This is a genomic window from Deltaproteobacteria bacterium (genome assembly GCA_016235345.1).
In the GTDB taxonomy this organism is placed as follows: Bacteria; Desulfobacterota; Desulfobacteria; order Desulfobacterales; family Desulfatibacillaceae; genus JACRLG01.
Window position 1 is genome coordinate 29,058 of record JACRLG010000001.1, and the last position, 16,570, is coordinate 45,627.

At 54.4% G+C, this 16,570-nt stretch carries 16 protein-coding genes; 1 reads left to right on the forward strand and 15 read right to left on the reverse strand.

The features are described from left to right. Window positions 1–68: 68 nt before the first annotated feature. From HZB23_00110 to HZB23_00180, 15 genes are all read right to left on the reverse strand, one after another. Window positions 69–872, reverse strand: a complete 804-nt coding sequence (locus tag HZB23_00110) for a CoA pyrophosphatase (protein ID MBI5843052.1) — start codon at window positions 870–872, stop codon at window positions 69–71. 945 nt (window positions 873–1,817) lie between these two features. Next, window positions 1,818–3,899 (reverse strand): acetate--CoA ligase family protein, encoded by a 2,082-nt coding sequence (locus HZB23_00115; protein MBI5843053.1) that lies wholly within the window; start codon window positions 3,897–3,899, stop codon window positions 1,818–1,820. A 146-nt stretch (window positions 3,900–4,045) separates the two neighbouring features. Next, window positions 4,046–4,444, reverse strand: a complete 399-nt coding sequence (locus HZB23_00120) for a type II toxin-antitoxin system VapC family toxin (protein ID MBI5843054.1) — start codon at window positions 4,442–4,444, stop codon at window positions 4,046–4,048. Continuing rightward, window positions 4,444–4,671, reverse strand: coding sequence for an antitoxin (locus HZB23_00125; GenBank protein MBI5843055.1), 228 nt, complete (start codon window positions 4,669–4,671; stop codon window positions 4,444–4,446). Before HZB23_00125 ends, HZB23_00120 begins: the two co-directional genes overlap by 1 nt. Before the next feature lie 223 nt (window positions 4,672–4,894). Continuing rightward, complete coding sequence (locus tag HZB23_00130; GenBank protein MBI5843056.1) at window positions 4,895–6,784, reverse strand: GNAT family N-acetyltransferase; 1,890 nt, start codon at window positions 6,782–6,784, stop codon at window positions 4,895–4,897. Between the two features lie 413 nt (window positions 6,785–7,197). After that, window positions 7,198–7,410: a hypothetical protein gene (locus HZB23_00135; protein ID MBI5843057.1), complete on the reverse strand. Its 213-nt coding sequence runs from the start codon at window positions 7,408–7,410 to the stop codon at window positions 7,198–7,200. 12 nt (window positions 7,411–7,422) lie between these two features. Then, window positions 7,423–7,800, reverse strand: a complete 378-nt coding sequence (locus HZB23_00140; GenBank protein MBI5843058.1) for a hypothetical protein — start codon at window positions 7,798–7,800, stop codon at window positions 7,423–7,425. A 78-nt stretch (window positions 7,801–7,878) separates the two neighbouring features. Next, complete coding sequence (locus HZB23_00145; protein MBI5843059.1) at window positions 7,879–8,328, reverse strand: MarR family transcriptional regulator; 450 nt, start codon at window positions 8,326–8,328, stop codon at window positions 7,879–7,881. Between the two features lie 76 nt (window positions 8,329–8,404). Next, on the reverse strand, window positions 8,405–9,049 hold the full coding sequence (locus HZB23_00150) for an L-2-amino-thiazoline-4-carboxylic acid hydrolase (protein MBI5843060.1): 645 nt from the start codon (window positions 9,047–9,049) through the stop codon (window positions 8,405–8,407). 87 nt (window positions 9,050–9,136) lie between these two features. Then, the gene (locus HZB23_00155; protein MBI5843061.1) at window positions 9,137–9,469 is read right to left on the reverse strand and encodes a hypothetical protein; all 333 of its coding nucleotides are present in this window, start codon (window positions 9,467–9,469) and stop codon (window positions 9,137–9,139) included. A 284-nt stretch (window positions 9,470–9,753) separates the two neighbouring features. Further along, a complete protein-coding gene (locus HZB23_00160) occupies window positions 9,754–10,644 on the reverse strand; it encodes a carbon-nitrogen hydrolase family protein (GenBank protein ID MBI5843062.1) in 891 nt (296 codons plus the stop codon). Between the two features lie 177 nt (window positions 10,645–10,821). Further along, window positions 10,822–12,327 carry a DUF362 domain-containing protein gene (locus tag HZB23_00165; protein MBI5843063.1) on the reverse strand — a complete coding sequence of 502 codons (1,506 nt, stop codon included), beginning with the start codon at window positions 12,325–12,327 and terminating at the stop codon, window positions 10,822–10,824. A gap of 2 nt (window positions 12,328–12,329) precedes the next feature. Then, window positions 12,330–12,785 (reverse strand): hypothetical protein, encoded by a 456-nt coding sequence (locus HZB23_00170; GenBank protein MBI5843064.1) that lies wholly within the window; start codon window positions 12,783–12,785, stop codon window positions 12,330–12,332. A 1-nt stretch (window position 12,786) separates the two neighbouring features. After that, the gene (locus HZB23_00175; GenBank protein MBI5843065.1) at window positions 12,787–13,620 is read right to left on the reverse strand and encodes a hypothetical protein; all 834 of its coding nucleotides are present in this window, start codon (window positions 13,618–13,620) and stop codon (window positions 12,787–12,789) included. Between the two features lie 267 nt (window positions 13,621–13,887). Then, entirely contained in the window at window positions 13,888–14,496 is a 609-nt protein-coding gene (locus HZB23_00180) for a TetR/AcrR family transcriptional regulator (GenBank protein MBI5843066.1), read from the reverse strand. 465 nt (window positions 14,497–14,961) lie between these two features. Here HZB23_00180 and HZB23_00185 point away from each other — a divergent pair, with 465 nt between their 5' ends. After that, window positions 14,962–16,527 carry a DUF4301 family protein gene (locus HZB23_00185; protein MBI5843067.1) on the forward strand — a complete coding sequence of 522 codons (1,566 nt, stop codon included), beginning with the start codon at window positions 14,962–14,964 and terminating at the stop codon, window positions 16,525–16,527. Window positions 16,528–16,570 lie beyond the last annotated feature (43 nt).

Genomic DNA, 16,570 nt, shown 5'->3' on the forward strand with positions numbered 1-16,570 from the left:
CTTGGAGAGGTCGTTAAACTTTTTACCGAAGGCTGTGAAACATGAATTTTACGGGATGTCAAGGCGCTTCACGCGGAAGCGGGATAGAGCACCGCGTTCGCCCTGACCGGGCCGCCCGCAGGAGGGGTGAAATCGAAGACAACCGACAGAAATTCCATGATGATTTTAAGTGTCGCGCCCCACAGGATTTCGCTTCCTCCGTTCGGCTCGCGCACCAGAAAGCAGGGCACATCCACCGAGGAAGCGCCGAAGGCCGCCGCAAACTTTCCGGTGAGGGCCAGGCTGTAGGTTCCGTAATTTTCGGGCCTGAAAAGCTCCGGCAGGGGGAGGAGCACGTTCTTTTCGATCTCGCGGCCTGTTCTGACGGCGGCGTCCGGGCTGATGAGGCCAACGGCGGGGTAGATGATCCGGGTCCGGGTGGCCATTCGGTGGGCCGGGAGCGCGCCCAGGAACTCCACCTTTGACGGGGAAAGGCGCATTTCCTCCCAGGACTCCCGCAAGGCGTTGGCCAGGAAAAAGCGGATGGCGTTCCGGGTTACCGGGTCCCGGCGGGCGGCCTCCCGAAAACCCGGATTCTTGCGAAGGGGCAGGACAAGGGGAAGAAGGACGCTTGCCATGAACCGGTCCGCCCAGGGGTGCGGATGGCCGCCCGGAAAGCACAGGTCTCCGGGCTGGGGCACGTGGGCCGAACGCTTGTTGAGCACGAAGGCGTAGCTTTTGAGCTCGTCGCCGCTTCCCGTCCTGCGCAGAAGGGCCAGAACCCCGGCTTCCTTCCACAGGATTCCGTTTTGGCCCTGGCCGCAGATGAAGGCCTTTTCCTGCCCGTAGCCAAGCTCGGCCCTGGCCAGCCTGTTTATTATAAGGTCTTTCAAGACGCCTTGATGGTCCTTTTGTTAAACCGGAGAGCGAACAACTCATCCTGCCCGCGTTCCCAGGAAAACCATACACCATCGCCGAATGGAAATTGATAACCTCTCGGCAAATTTATAGAAGCCATCTCAAAAATAAAATATCTGCCGGACAAAACCGACAACCTCCCAAGACGTAGCGTAACTCACAATCCAGCCATGTGCTGATCTGTCAGGTCAATACCGTCACTGAACCGCTCGCCTGCCGTTAAAATAGTAATCCCTGAAACGCATAAGGATTAATTATTAGCCACATTAAACAAAATAAAATAACACAAAGCTTGAAAAATGGATAAATTATTAATATAATAAGAAATACCTTATTATAAATTGATAAATAAATGAATTTGTGCTTTATGAGATAGATTTCAAACAAAATTAAAATCATCCATCCTAAAGCTATTAATCTTTCAAAACGATTCTCATAAATCATACTGCTTAAACCGCCAAACCAAAAAAAATATTCCGATGCTTCCAACCATGCGTAAATAATTATTATATATAAATATAAAAATAATACATAGAGCTTTTTCATTTTGAAGCCTTTGTATTGGCCGCCCCCGGCGACGCTACAAACGCCGCTGGAAAAGCAAGAGACTTTTTACCTAGCTCCAGAACTTCCGACGCCTTGGTACCAGATACGAGTATCATGCTGATAATTTCCTTGGTTTTCTGCAACTTAGATGCATCGTTATTCTGCTGAGGTATTTTTGAGATGGATTATAGGTTGGGTTAACCCGCTCTTGTGCTTAAACCAGCCAAAACTTATCTGCCTTGGCTCAACGTAAAGCCTGGATAAAAACGATGAAATGCAAGGAAGAGTGAAGCGGGCGGGGAGGAATAGTACTTGTCGTACATGACGACCCGCACGCTTTACTCTGACACAGCAGTTCACGTTTTTATCCAGGCTTATCCCAAGACTATGGTGGCGTCCACCGCTACGGGCTCCCCGTCCGCCACGATGAGCGGGTTTATGTCGATTTCCATTATCCTCGGAAAGGAGGCCCCAAGCCGGGAGACGCTGGCTATGATCCGGGCTGTGGCCTCGCGGTTTAGGGGTTTCGCCCCCCGGAACCCGTCCAGGAGCTTCTGGTTTTTGAGGCCCGACAGCATGGCGAGGGCCTCGGACTCGGTGACCGGTCCCACGGCGAAAACCTTGTCCGCCAGAACCTCGGCATAGACTCCGCCCAGGCCGACCATCACCGAGGGGCCGAACTGGGGGTCGCGGAAAAGGCCCACGATCAGCTCCAGCCCCGGCGGCACCTGCTTTTGCATCAGCACCAGACCCTCCTGGCCCACCCTGGCGGAGAGGTCCTTGAAGGCGCGCTCGACGTCGCCCCAGTCATTAAGATTGAGGCGCACCAGCCCCAGCTCGGTCTTGTGAACGCCGCCCTGGGCGATGCCCTTGGCCACCACCGGAAAGCCCCATTTTTCGGCAAGGCCTACGGCCTCCTCGGCGCTTTCGGCCACGGCCTCGGCAACCACGCGGACCCCGCATTCCTCAAGGATTTTTTTGGAAAGGTGCTCGTCTATGGGGCCCGACTGGGTGGAGAGAATCTCGTTTAAGGTTGGGGAAAGTTCAGGCGCTGAAATCTCCGGAAAGGCCACGGCGCTGGCGGCCTTCAGCCTTGAATGGGAAAACGCGGCGGCCATGCACTCCACCGTCCTGTAAAGCTCGCGGTAAACCGGGATTCCCAGGTTCTGAAGCTCGATGTGGGCCTTTTTAGCCCCGTCGTTTTCGCCGATCAGCCACACGAAAAGCGGCTTGTTGTAGGCCTTGGCCATCTGGGCCATGGGGGTGTAATCAGCCGAAAGCGCTGCGGAGCCGGTGAAAAGGTGCATGAGAATCGCGTCAACGTTGGGATCGAAACAGGCTGCGGCAAGGGCCGTGCCGTAAACCTTGGACGGGCCGTTTTTCTCCACCGCAGGCCAGAGGTCTATGGGGTTTTTCACCGGCATCCATTCGGGATAGACCTTGGCCAGCATGGCCTCGGATTCGGGCGAAAGGTCGGCCACGCAAAGGCCCAGCCTTTCCAGGAAATCGGCGCTCATTATCCCGGCCCCGCCTGAATAGGTGAGAATGGCGGTGCGGCCTTTCGAGTCCGAAGGAAGCACGGGATGCATGGCGAGGCTTCGGGCGACATCCATCATCTGCTTGAAGTCGTAGGCCTCGATGACCCCCGCCTGGGCCAGGGCACCTGAGATCAGCGCCCCGTCTCCGGCAAGGCTCGCGGTGTGGCTCATGGCCGCTTCCGCGCCCCGCCTGCTCTTTCCGCCCTTCAAGACCACCACGGGCTTTTTCGCCCCCCGGCAGAGGTCGAGAAAGCGCCTTCCGTCGGGTATGGATTCCAGGTAAAGGGCAACGGCCTTCGTATCCGGGTCTTTTAACAGGTATTCCAAAAGGTCGGTTTCGGAGACGTCCATCTTGTTTCCGATGGAGCAGACCTTTGAAACGCCCATGGTGCCGTGGGTCATGGTGTCGGTGAGAAAGCCGCCGGAAAGCATCCCGCTTTGGACTATCAGAGACACGTCGCCTTCGATCATCCCGTTCCAGATGGTGGGGGAGACGAAGGAGAACACGTGTTTCGCCTTGATGTCAACGAGGCCCATGCAGTTGGGGCCCCACAGGCGCACCCCGCCAGCCCTGGCTATGGCCAGGACATCCTCCTGGAGCTTGCGGCCTTTTGGCCCGGTTTCGGCGAACCCGGCTGATTCTATTATGATTCCCTTTATGCCGCGAGCCACGCACTGGCTGACCACGTCCGGCACCAGCACTGCCGGGACGAAGACTATGGCCAGCTCCACCGGGTCGGGAACGTCGGCCACCGACGGGTAGCTTGTAAGCCCCTCGATTTCAGGATAGCGCGGGTTTACCGGGTAAATCGCGCCCTTGTAGCCCTTCATCAGGTTTATCAGTATGGCGTGGCCGCCCTTGGCCTGGGGGGTGGCCCCTACTAGGGCGATTCCGCGCGGCTTGAAGAAGAATTCCATGAATGATCCTTGACGGCTTAAGTATGTAAAAAGGCCCTCACAGTGTGCGGGGCCGACCGGTTTCCTTATAGCAAGCGCTCGTTATAATCACAAGGGGCGCGTGGCGCGAAAAACAAAAGCGGTTGATAGATGGGCGCTCTGACCCGTCAGGCCCAGTTTTCCATCACAAGTTTTTCTACTCTTGCAAACTCGCGGGTGTTGTTTGTTACCAGTATGGCCGAAATGCTCATGGCGTGGGCCGCTATCAGCATGTCCATGGCCCCGATCACCGCTCCCCGCCTTTCGAGGCCGGCCCGGATGACCCCGTAGCACTGGGCGGCCCTGTCGTCAAAGTTCGCTATTTCAAGGGGGGCCAGAAGGCCCTCCAGGGCGTCCCGGTTTTTCTGCGGCTGGGCGCTTTTGGAAACCCCGTATAGAAGCTCGGCAAGGGTTATGGAGGAAATCCCGACCTCCGAAACGGAAAGCCCCCTAAGCCTTTCAATGACGCTTTGCGGCTTTTTTTTGATGAGGTAGATGCAGATGTTGGTATCCAGCATGTAGCGCATCAGAGGGACTCCCGCATTTCAAGGCCGGGCTCGAACCTTTGGTCCATGAAATCCTCCGAAAACATGGAAAGGCTCTCAACAAAAGAGGACCAGGGGTCGTCCTTGGGGGAGAGGATCACGTTTCGCCCCACCTTTTTTATGTACACCTCGTCGCCCGAAAACTTGAACTCCCTGGGAAGCCTCACCGCCTGGCTGTTGCCGTTTTTAAAAAGTTTGGCCGTGTCCATGAGCCCTCCTTTCATATATATTTATAAATATATATCATTTCCGGCGAAAAAGCAAGGGCGGCCCAGGGAGCCATTCTACAAACATCCCTACCGCCCCGGACAGGGCGATCACAAGCGATGAACGGGGAAGCGCAAGCCGGGCGGGATAGACAATGTGCCGTGGTACATTAAGTTCCCGCCCGGCTCGCGCCTGACACAGCAGTTCGCGCTTGTGGTCGCCCTGTCAGCGGAAGGAAATCCTCTCGGAGCGATCCGGCGCGGTCTGGCAAAAAGGAATGGACAGGTGATAGACCCCGGATTCCAGCCGGGCGGAAACCGGATAGGGGGATTTTTCGTAAACCTTGAACATACTGGTGTTGGACGCCAGGATGTCCGCCGTGAAGCCCTCTATGCCCCGCGACCGGGCGATTCTTATGAGGAGGAAAAAGAGGTAGGTGGCGATTCCCTTTTTCTGGTTGTCCTCGTCAACGACAAAGGCTGTGTCGGCCCAGGGGCGGTCGGCGAGCCTCACGTAGCGGCCCTCGGCGATTATGTGGCCGTGGCCGCGCTCGCCCACGAGGCCCACTATGCTCATGGCTTTTCGGAAGTCCACGTTCACGTATTCCTGCATCTTGGAGTGCGGCATGGTCTTTACCGGCGAGAAATAGCGGTAGTACACGGCCTCGCTGGAAAACCGGTAGAACAGCCGCCTCATCTCCTCCTCGTCGCTGGGCCTTATGGGCCTGAAACGAACGGGCAGATCGCCCTTGAAGGTGCTGGTCTCGTCGATGTCCTGGGGGTAGAAATGCCCGGTTTCGGCAAGATAAATCTGGTCCCTGTAGATGATCTTGGCTTCCTTGGCCGCGTCCACCAGGGCCGCCCGGTCGTCCGGGTGGGCTATGTCGATGAGGGCCAGGGCGCGTTCGCGCACGGAGCGTCCCGTAAGGTGCGCCGTTCCGTATTCCGTCGCCACTATGTCCACGGCTTCCGGGTTGTTGAACTGGTTGGTGAGGTCCCCAAGGCTGATCACGATATTGGAACAGCCCTCCCGGTTGCGGCTGGGAAGTGCCGCTATGACCTTGCCGCCCGCAGATGAAGCCGCGCCCTGGATGAACTCCGTGGCCACGCTGGAGCCCACGCCCAGGTTTCCCCTTCCCGAAAGAAAGGCCACCTGCCCGGTGACGTCAACGCGCCTTGAAGGCAGGATGCCCACGAAGCGGCTGTTTCTGCGTATGCGCTCCGGGTCGCCCAACACGTCCACGCCCTGGAATTCCACCATGGGGTTGCAGTCCAGCCACTGCATCAAGGCCCGGCTTCCCATGGCGTAGGCGGTTACGCTCTTTCCCCGGAAGGAGCCCTTGCGGCGGTTGGTTACCGCCCCGCTTTTCACCAGGTCCATGAGGGAATCCGTGAAAAAGGGCGTGTGAACCCCAAGGTCCTTCTTGCGGGCGAGGTGGGGCGAGAGGGCCTCGAAAAGGCGCTCCATGGACCAGCCGATGCAGCTTCCGTCCTCGATTTCGCTTGCCACGTTTTCGGCCACCTTGTCGTAAATCTCGTCCACGCTGGCGCGCGGAAAGACAAGCAAAGGCTCGGTGGCCTCCACAAGGTAATGGAAATCGTTCACGTGAACAAAGGTGTCGCCGGTTGTGCGGGGCATTTCCGGCTGTATTTCCCCCACCACCAGCCGGGCGTTTTCCATGGCCAACCGGGCCACGTCCACGGACACCCCAAGGCTGCAATAACCCGCGTCGTCCGGGGGGGTTATCTGGATAAAGGCCACGTCCACCCTTATCTGGCCGTTCTCGAACAGGGCGGGAATCCGTGAAAACCGGCATGGGATAAGGTCCACCTGCCCCCGCGAAATGGCGTCCGAGGCCACCCAGCCCGAAAAGAAGGTCTTCAGGCGAAACTTCATGCTGTCGAGCTTGGGGTAGCTTATGGTGTCCCCAAGGCTCACGAGCTGGATCAGCTCCAAATCCTGAAGGTTCTGGGCCGTGGATTCCATTATGCCCTTTACCAGGGTGCGCGGCTCGGCCACGCCGGTTCCGATAAAAACGCGCATCCCCGGCTTCACCTGGGACAGGATTTCTTCGGTGGTGACGAACTTGTCGCGCCACCTGGCGTATTTTCTCATGTTAAAGACCTTTTTTAACAAGGGTGCTCCTTTAAGAACCCGCCCGAAAGACAGGCTCGTAACCTTAAAATATTGTGACCGGCCCCCATTCACGGAAACGGCGAAAACCGCACCGACGGAAAAAAAGGAGCGCTCGCCCCGATTCCGCAAACCGCCGACCCGCGCCGACGGCGTAAACTTCCTTCTTTTACTCGGATTTAAGGAAACGGTCAAGAATTCGGAATGAGGCCGCATCCGGCCGGAGGGGTAAGGCGGGCCGGATGCGGAAGGGGTCAGAATCCGAAGATGGCGGATTGAATGTTCCTGTTCAAAAAGGCCGTCTGAGCGGCGGTGAAGTAGGACCCTCGAACGCGGTGTCCGCGCTTCCTGTAGGCTCTCGCATGTTCTTCCGACCGGAAGAAGACGCTTTGCTCTCAAAAGGACGAGATGATGTTGGGCTCGTCGAGGGCCATGAGGTCCACGTCCGGAATGAAGATTATGGGATCGATGTCGTCCGGTCGGCCGTGGATGTTCATGTCCGAATCAATTTCAAGCTCCATCGGCTCATTACAGCAGGCGCAGGACGTTTTCACCGTTATGGAAAGCTTTCTTCCGCGCAAGCGCCCTTGCACGAAGGGCGTGGCCATGCTGTCCACCGCTCAGGCTGCGTAGAGGCTCTCGCCCGTGTCAAAGGTGATGGCGTGGGGGGTTTTTTCAACGGTCACGGGATAGGCCCATATTGCCTCGTCCTTTTCGTTGCGCCAAATGAAGGTCATCCGCTTTTCAAGCCCGTCCATGATAGTCAGCACGTTAGAAAGCGGCAGGCCAAGGTCTCCCGCCACCATTTCCGGGCCGACCGGCCCACCGGTTTCCGGCATTTTTGAAACCAGGTAGTGATGCACGCGCCTTGAGTCCGGGCTCATGTCCTCCAGTGCGCGGAGCACGCGCTTTCTGGTTTTTTTCACCTGGCTTTCCCATAAAACGGGCGGAACGTTTATAACGTACCGCCACAATCCGATCATGAGGCTGTTTTTCATGCTTTCCTCCCTTGTTTTGCGTCCGCTTATTAATCCGGGCTTTGATTTTAGATACTTAAAACTGACGGCAAAAAAAATTCAGCCGAGATTCTTCAAAAACCCGTTCCAGCGGGCAAGGAACCCGGAAATCCTTTCCTGATCCTCTTCCGAAAGGCTTTCAAGATAGGCTGAAAAATTCCGCCACTCCTCCGCCCGCGAACTGCGGAAACCCTCCAACGCCTCCTTTCCTTTGATGGTGAAACGGGCCGTCAGCTCGTTTTTTCTGTCACGGTCCTTAAATTTTATAACCACCCCTTTTTTTTCGAGCCTGGAAAGCGTCTGGGACACCGCTCCGGTGGTCACTCCAAGCGCCCTGGCCATCTCCCCGGCGTTCATCTGCGGGTCATTTTCTATAACCTGCATCAGATGGATTTCCGAGGGGTGAAGCCTTAGGTCACCGTGGCGGTGGATGAACTTTTTTTCAAGAAAAATAAGCCTGTTGGCGACATCGGAAATGCAATTCAGAAGTTTTTCCAGCGGCGTTTTCATGGCATGAATTTAGTATCTGAAAACTCCTTTGTCAAGCCCCCCTCGCCACATTTCCCATGCCTGAAATGTTATACGATTACCCCAGAATATATCGGAAATCGCAGAAGGGTGCTCCCTCGGACTGGTATTGGGTCCGGGTAAGGCTTGTGCCGGAAGGCATGAACCGTGCTGCGAAAAGATCGTCAAGAGTGCAGATGGCAGCCCTTGTAAGCTCAGGTGCGCCGTTTTCCGAAAGATACTTGTGGGCTCCGCATCGCTTTACGTTCAAGTCCGCCAGATGCCCTTTTCCCGCCGGTAAAAGTTCGTACATCCATCCGTTGGGATCATCAGCCCGGTTGTCGGTAAAAGCCAACAGCCTTATGGCCGCCCTTACCGCAAACCTGCTTTTGGCTGCCAGCCTCACAAAAAATGCGGCCTTTTTGTTCATGAAGGCCAGAAGAAAATCCTCGTTAAAGCGGGCCGCCAGCAGAAGCGCCTTGTCCCGATCCACTCTTTCGAGTAACGCCAGGTAAACCGGAAGCACGATCACCGCCGCCGCCAGATTGACCCTGCCGCCCATTGTCTTGAGGGCCGGAACTCCGGGCCGGAGACGGTCGTAATGCCTTTTGGCGGATTCCAGAACTTCCCGCGCCGCATCGCTCCCCAGGGCCTCGTCCAAGGCAGGACGCCCCCATTCCAGGGACCGCGCAAACCCGCCGTCAAAATCGGGAAATCTGATCATGCCTCTTTCTCCATTCCGTCATTCAGGGCGTTGCGCCGGAATCTTGTCTTTTGATGCTTGCAGCCATTTCCTGAATCCAGATATGATTTAATTTTTCATCTTGCCTTTCGACTTTTTCTTCTTTTTTATATCTTCAATAACCACCATAATTTCATCTTTTTTATTCTTTTTTCTTTTCATATTTTCAAATTCATCTAACAACAGACCTATTGAAAAGGTTAAAAAAGATGCTAAAAAAACAATACCTCCTATTGGTGATAAAATACATTTAATATAACACCTTACCATTCCATCATATTTATTATTATAAATAGTATTTAAAATGACAATATTATAATAATAATAAAGTTGAGAAAATATAAAAAGTGAAATAAAAAGTATTATTCCAATAGTTATTAAGTCCTTTCCTTTCAATTTCATTTTTATATGCCATATTGTAAGTTATAGTCGCTTTCGCCTTAACTATAGAACATTGAACAATCAGTTGAAATACCGTATTATTCTGGCTCTATAGCTTTCATAACCTCCTTCAGACACTACCATAAAACTCTAACTGTAGCAACCCGGATACTTGGAATCCCTGCCGAAGATGCCGGGGGAAAGGTGCTGCAAAAGGCTCAGTTCCCCGGCGAAGGCGGGGGGGGGCCGGTTTTAGTTATGGCCGTATAGAACCTTGCCTGCTCTTTCCAGGATTTCCATATATTTCAAAACTTTTCGCGGACACCCCGGATAAATCCTGCGGCCTTGCAAAGGGCGCGCTCCACCGCCAGAACAGGCGTGATATGGCCACGGCTGGGCCAGGGGTCATTATCGTCAACAGGGCCGGTGTTTTTAAGTTCCAGTTCTGCTAAGAGCATCTGCTCTCCGGTGGTGATTCCCTTTTCCACAAAGCCTTCCGGCGTAACAATGGAAGAGCCCCCGATCATCCACGCGTCCGAGCCGAAAAGCGGGTGCGGGCCTCCCCAGGAATCGCAATACACCACGGGCGCTCCCACGTAGCGCGCAATTCTTTGCGGCAACTCCCGGATCAGCCGGTCACTGTGCCGCGCGGCGCGGCCCAATGGCCCCCATTTGTAATCCCTTGAAAGGTCCGGCCAGGCCGAAGAAATGGCCATCATGTCCACCCTGCCCCGGTAGGGCTCAAAAACATCCTTATACAGCATGTCCTTGCAGATGGCGCAGCCGATGCGGCCGAAAGGCGTATCATAGATCACGGGCCCGGTTCCGGGGACCGCAAAAAGGTTCTCGTGCGCCACCAGTTCGTTCTTGAAATACACGCCCGCCAGGCCGTTTGGCGTGAAATAGCCCTGGGTGTTTCGCAGCCTGCCGTTTTCCTCATGTAAATATCCCGCGAAAACATGAACCGAAAGCTCTTGGGCCAGGCCCTCGAGCCGCGCCGCAAATGGCATGGCTTTTTGTGCCTGACTCCGGTTGTAGCAGGCCACGGTATAGCCTGTGAGCGCAAGTTCCGGCAAAAGGCAGATTTGAGCGCCTTTCGCCACGGCCTCTTTTACGGCCTCTTCGCAGGCGGCGATGTTTTTTTCCATGCTGAAGGAGCTAACATCGATCTGGCACGAGGCAACAGTGACTTTCATCGGCATCTATCCTTAACAGCCTGCCCAAAAACGCGAATCGCTGTGTCACGCTTCAAAGGCAATTCCGTCACGTACTTTTAGTACGCTTACTCATTGCTTTCTCGCGTTCCTTGCGCTTCATCGTTTTTGAACAGGCTTCACATTAAGCCTTTTTCAACTGGCTGTTAAAAAATCCCATCAATTGTAGCAACCCGGATACCTGGAATCTCTGCCGAAGATGCCGGGGGAAAGGCGCTGAAGAAGCGCCAGCTCTTCAACAAAGGCCGTGGGGCTTTTTCCGGTTTCGGCAAGGCGGTTCACCAGTTCGGCGGCGGCTATGCCGGTGGTGTAGAGCCTCGCCGGATAGGCGAACTCCCGCGAACCGGAAATTATGTAATGCCCCGAAAAACGCACCGGACCGGACAGGCCCTTCCCCATGGCGCTTTTCAGGCGTTCGGCGTCTTCGGCCCCAAGGTAGGAGAGCCTCTCGATTATGTAGGGCGAGCCGGAGATTATGGGAAGCTCGTTTCCTATGTTCCCGATTTTTTTCCTCATCATGAATTTTCTGTACAAGAGGAGCAGGTAGCGCAGGTCAAAGGCCAGATTTATTGGCGCGGTTCCCATGTAGAGCAGTTTCTTCCACCAGGAAAGCTCCTGATTTTTATGGATGAAGCATTTGTCGTAGCCGCCCGTGGCCAGGGCCCCGCAGTAGTCCATTATCCAGGCCGAGCTTTCGATCAGAACCACCACCAGAACGAAAATGAGGGGCACGTTGCGCCAGGGCGAAAATGGCGCGGCGTTTCCCACGAGCCGGTAAGGCTTTTCGGACATAATTGAGGCGAGCTTGCGGAATATGGGGCTTTTTTCCGCCTTCACCCCCATGAGCCGCGCCCCCTCGCGCTCCACGGCCATTATGTCGCGCCCTGCCACCATGGTGTGGGTCTTTTTGGCGATGGCCTTAATCTTGACACCCATCCAGCCGTCCGCGCCGGAGTAGCCGTCTATTATGGAAAAATGGACCGGAAAGGCCTTCACGATGTGGGCGGTCCAGGGGGTGACGCGCCTGTGGCAATGGTAGTGGGTCACCTTGTCCTGGTGCGGAAGGCAGCCGTAGACGTTTTTTATGGCAAGGGTGTAGTAGGAGTAAAAGTGGCTTTTGAGCTTGGCGAAACTTATGCGGAAATCCGCCTCGGCCCAGGCCTTCCCCACCTCCACCCGCCCCACGTCCGGGATGTCGTACTCCGCAAATTCATACGTGAGATCGACTATGGGCACCTTGGCGTCAACCCCGCCGCCCTTTACGGAAATTTCCGCCCTCGATTCGCCCTTCCAGCTTTCAATGACGGATTCCGGAAGATACCCGGCACGGGCCGCCACAGGCACAACCCCCCGCCTTTCAAACCAGTTGCCATAAAGGTTCTGGCTTTCCACCACGCAAAGGTTGGTGTAGCCGCGCAGAAGAAGCAGACGAAGAAGGTGGATCACCAGAAAGCTGTCGGTGTAGACCCCCACGTCGTCGCGCCTTAGCATCATGGAGAGGTTGGGCTTCACCGCCACCATAAAGTCCGCCTTGGCCTTGCCGGAGCGCGAAAACTCGTCGTCCAGGGTCTCGAAAAACCGGGACTGGGCAAGGGTTTCCTCCAACAGGGCGTACTTGTCGCCTTTTCCGTGGTCAGTGAGCGCGGCTACAATGCTCTCTTCCATGACTATTTATCCTCTTTCGGCCCGTATCCGAGGAAAAGAAGCGAAAAAACAACCGCTATCGGCTCTATCACAAGGGTCCAGAAACCGATCACCGTGATCTCGTTTCCGTAAGTGCCGGGAATGAGGCACAACAGCCCGGAATCCGGAAACATGAAACCAAGGGCGATCAGGGCACCGCCAATCATCGGGCCCGCCGCTGCGAAAAGATAGCCTGCGCTTTTGCCCCGCAATATCAGGACGGCGCTGGTTTCGTAGCCCACAAGGGCGATTATGAATATGGCCCAGTACCACACGGGCATGGAAAGCCCCGAAGCTATGGTCTGGGCCATGCCAAGGCCGTGGAGGAAGCCTCCTGCGGCGATGGCGGCTGCGGCCGCCCTTCCTGTCACGAAAAAGACAGCCGCCGCATCCTGTTCCCGCATGGTTGCAGCATTGTTTACAACCGGGGAGTCGTCCATGTCAGTTCTCGGTCACGAAAAGTTTCTGAAAAACCTTGTAGATGGGGCGTCCCTTGGCAAGGAGCAGGTATTTCGCCCCCACCAGGAAAACCGGCACCACTATGAGGGCCGCCAGAAGCGGGCTTCCGATTACAGAGGCGAGAGCCCAGGCAAGCCCCGCCGCCACGAAGACGCTTGGGATGCTCACCCCGAAAAGGGCTACGAGAACCAGAATGATTGCGGTTTTCGGTTCGGGAATATCGTCGCGCTTTATTTCGGGGTCCGTGAAAAGGCCCATGCGGATCCAGATTATCATGGGGAAAATGAGGGCCGGGCCGATGATGATTCCCATGCCCACAAGGGTGAAGGCAACGTTCGAGAAGACGAACGAAAAGCCCATGTGATGGCCCACTGTCCAGAGCACGCCCCCGTTTTTGGTGGCGTCGTAGAGAAAGCGCTGCCAGCCGGTTCCGTCCCAGCCGTAGACCAGGATGAAGATCATGAAGAAGTAGCCGAAATAGGCGTGATTCCAGGCCCCGGAGATGCTTCCCTTCTTTATGGAGCGCTGGGCGAGGTAGAAGCCCAGGACCCCCTGGGTGATGTTGGTTACGGCGAAAAGCACGACGAGCCAGGCCGGAAGGTCATCCCTGCACGTGGCCACCTGCATTGTCTCCCAGTGGGGGAACTGCCACAGAAGATAGACCCCGCTCGGCGCGAAAAGGCAGGCAAGAAACAGGAGGTTGTACACGAAATACTTGTTGATGAAGGGGTCGTCCTCCTTTTTAAGCTGCCTTGCCGCAGCAGCCGCAAAACCCGCCCCAAGGGAATAGGCCCAAAACACGTCCACCTGAACCATGACATCCTCCTTCTTTTAAGGTTGATGATAAAGGCTTTTCCGGTCTTTACGTCTTTTCCTTTAAATCTTTCCGCCCTATCTTCTTTTTCATTTCACCCCTTACACTATCGCCACGGCCTGAGGGGATTAGGGCGATGAAATGCAAGGCGCGCAAGCGAGCGGTGATGGAGCGTACCCGCCCAAGAAATCGCAGAGTTCTTGGGCTAAATTAGAATGTTTGTACGTGACCGAGCCGGGATGCGACGCGCAACACAGCAGTTCGCGCCCTCATCCCCTCAGGGCCATGCCGGAGAGCATCAAGAGAGACACCGTCTCTATCCAGCGTTTTCCGGCTTCCTTCTTGTTTTCGGCAAACATTATGTCCCAGGCCGCGCCAAGGGTCATGGCGTTCACGGCCTTGGAGATGGTGTTGACGTCCAGGTCCGGTTTCAGGAAGCCTTTTTCCACGCCGTTTACAAGGTAGGCCTCCACCATGAGATCGGCCAGGTTTTTTATGGCAAGGAGCTTTTCGTCAAGATCAGGGTCCACCCCAAGCGCCTGGTAGAAGATGATCCGGGCCATTCTGGGGTCTTCCATGAAAAGGTCCAGCAGCCTAAACCCTATGCGCCTTATCTGATCCCGGTAGGTTTGAACGGAATCCGTGGCCTGGGGAGCTTCCTCCTCAACCACCTTTGCAATTCTCGTTATGAAATGGTCCACTACGGCCAGAAAAATATCCCTCTTGTTCCTGAAATAGCGGTAAAAGGTGCCGTGGCCCATGGAGAGCCTCTGGGCGATGTCGCTGATCTTGGTGTCGTGGAACCCGCGCTCGGTGAAGGCGTCCATTGCAGCGGCCATTATCTGGGATCGGCGTTTTTCAAGGAGATCGCTGTCCATCCGGCCCTCTGTTTTTTACGGTTGTAAAATGCGGAATGACTTGTCATTCCATATCTGGTCCGGGAATGCAAGCCCTTTTTTTTGGAAGCGTTTAAAATTAGCCAAAATTTGATAAAACCACCTTAAATAGTGTTGATAAAATATTATAATCAATATATTGTATCTAAACCTGCCGTACCCCTTTTTTGAAGGTCTTTTCGTTATCCCCTGTATTTTTTTTTGACGGCATGATATGCTTGGAAACTTTGAAAAGTCCATCTTTGCGGTTTCGGCTTTTTTTCTTTTCCTTAATTTTTTAAGCGAGTTATTACCTGGAGCGCCATTTACTTCCATTTTTCGTTTTCCCGAAAATGGCGGGGGAGGAAGACAGAGATATTTCTTCCCTTTGCCGGATTTCTTAAAAATGGAAAAGAACCATGCTCCGCTTAATAACGACTTTTACATCTGTTATACTGACCGGATTCCATGAAATTTTTCGACCAAAAAGACATCCTTCAGATCAAAAGCCTTGGGATCGCTCCCGAAAAGGCGTCGGCCCAGCTTTCCCTTTTCAAAAAGGGATCAGGCCTTCTTGATCTCGTGCGACCGGCAACGACGGGTGACGGCATCATTGTTCTGCCCGAAGAAGCGGTCAAAAATTACGCCGCTTTCTACGAGTCTAAAATACCCGTTTTAAAGCCCCTTAAATTCGTTCCTGCTTCCGGGGCCGCAACCCGGATGTGGAAGGCCCTTTCGGCCTTGCGGGCGGCGGTTGAAAAAGAGGGGCTGGTGGTCCTTCGCATGAAGGCCGGGGAAGGCGACAAGGATGCAATATCTGTAATCGAATTTTTCGAAAACCTTGAAAAATTCGCCCTTTGCGAAGCCTTGGCAAAGGAATGCGAAAAGGCGGGAAAAAATCTGGCCGGGCTTCTGGAATTCGGAAATTACAGCCAGATTTATAATATTCTTTTCGATCCGAAAGGGCTTAATTTAAAAAACCTGGCAAAGGGCCTCATTCCTTTTCACCTGTACAAAAACGGCCCCAAGACCGCCTTTGAGGAGCATCTTTACGAGGCCGCAGGCTACGTGCGGGATTCAAAAGGCGTGTGCCGCCTTCATTTCACCGTTCCAAAAGATCAACAGCATGATTTTGCCGCGCTTTTTGAAAAGGCGGGAAAGGAGCTGGAAAAGGAGCTTGGGGTAAAATTTGAAGTTGAATTTTCCATCCAGGACACCCATACGGATACTCTTGCGGCAAACGAGGATTTTTCGCCCTTCCGCACCCCGGCGGGCGATCTATTTTTCCGGCCCGCAGGCCACGGGGCCCTTATCTCCAACCTTGACCGCATCGATGCAAGCCCGGTCTTTCTCGCAAACATCGACAACGTGGTTCCCGATAAGGCAAAAGGCGAAAGAATTTTATGGAAAAAGGCCCTTGCCGGGCTTCTTGTGGACTTAAAGGAAAAAATTGAACAACACCTCGAAATTCTTGAAAAAAATCCTGAAAAAGTGCCCGAAGTACTCGCTTTTGCGCAAAAAACACTTTTGATATTTCCTCCTTCGGGTCTTGACGGCAAAAAAAACGCCGAATTTCTTCAAAAGGCCCTGAACCGGCCCATAAGGGTGTGCGGCATGGTGAAAAACCTTGGCGACCCCGGCGGTGCTCCATTCTGGGTGAGGGAAACCGATGGAAGGCTTACGCTTCAGATAGTGGAAAGCGCCCAGGTAAGGCAGGATCACCCTGAGCAGGCGGAAATTTTCCGGTCTTCCACCCATTTCAACCCTGTTGACGTGGTGGCCTGGGTTTTTGACAGGCACGGAAAAAAATTCAACCTTTCCGATTTTGTGGATGAACACGCTGTTTTCATTTCAAAAAAGAGCCAGGACGGAAAAAACCTTCTGGCACTGGAGCTTCCGGGACTATGGAACGGGGCCATGTCCGACTGGACCACGTTGTTCGTGGAAGTTCCCATGTGCGAATATAACCCTGTGAAATCGATAAACGATCTCTTGCATCCCTCGCATTTTGGATTGTCAGCGGACTGTTCATAAAAAGCCTGGTTTTGAACATGGGAAAAACCCCGGTTCGTAACCA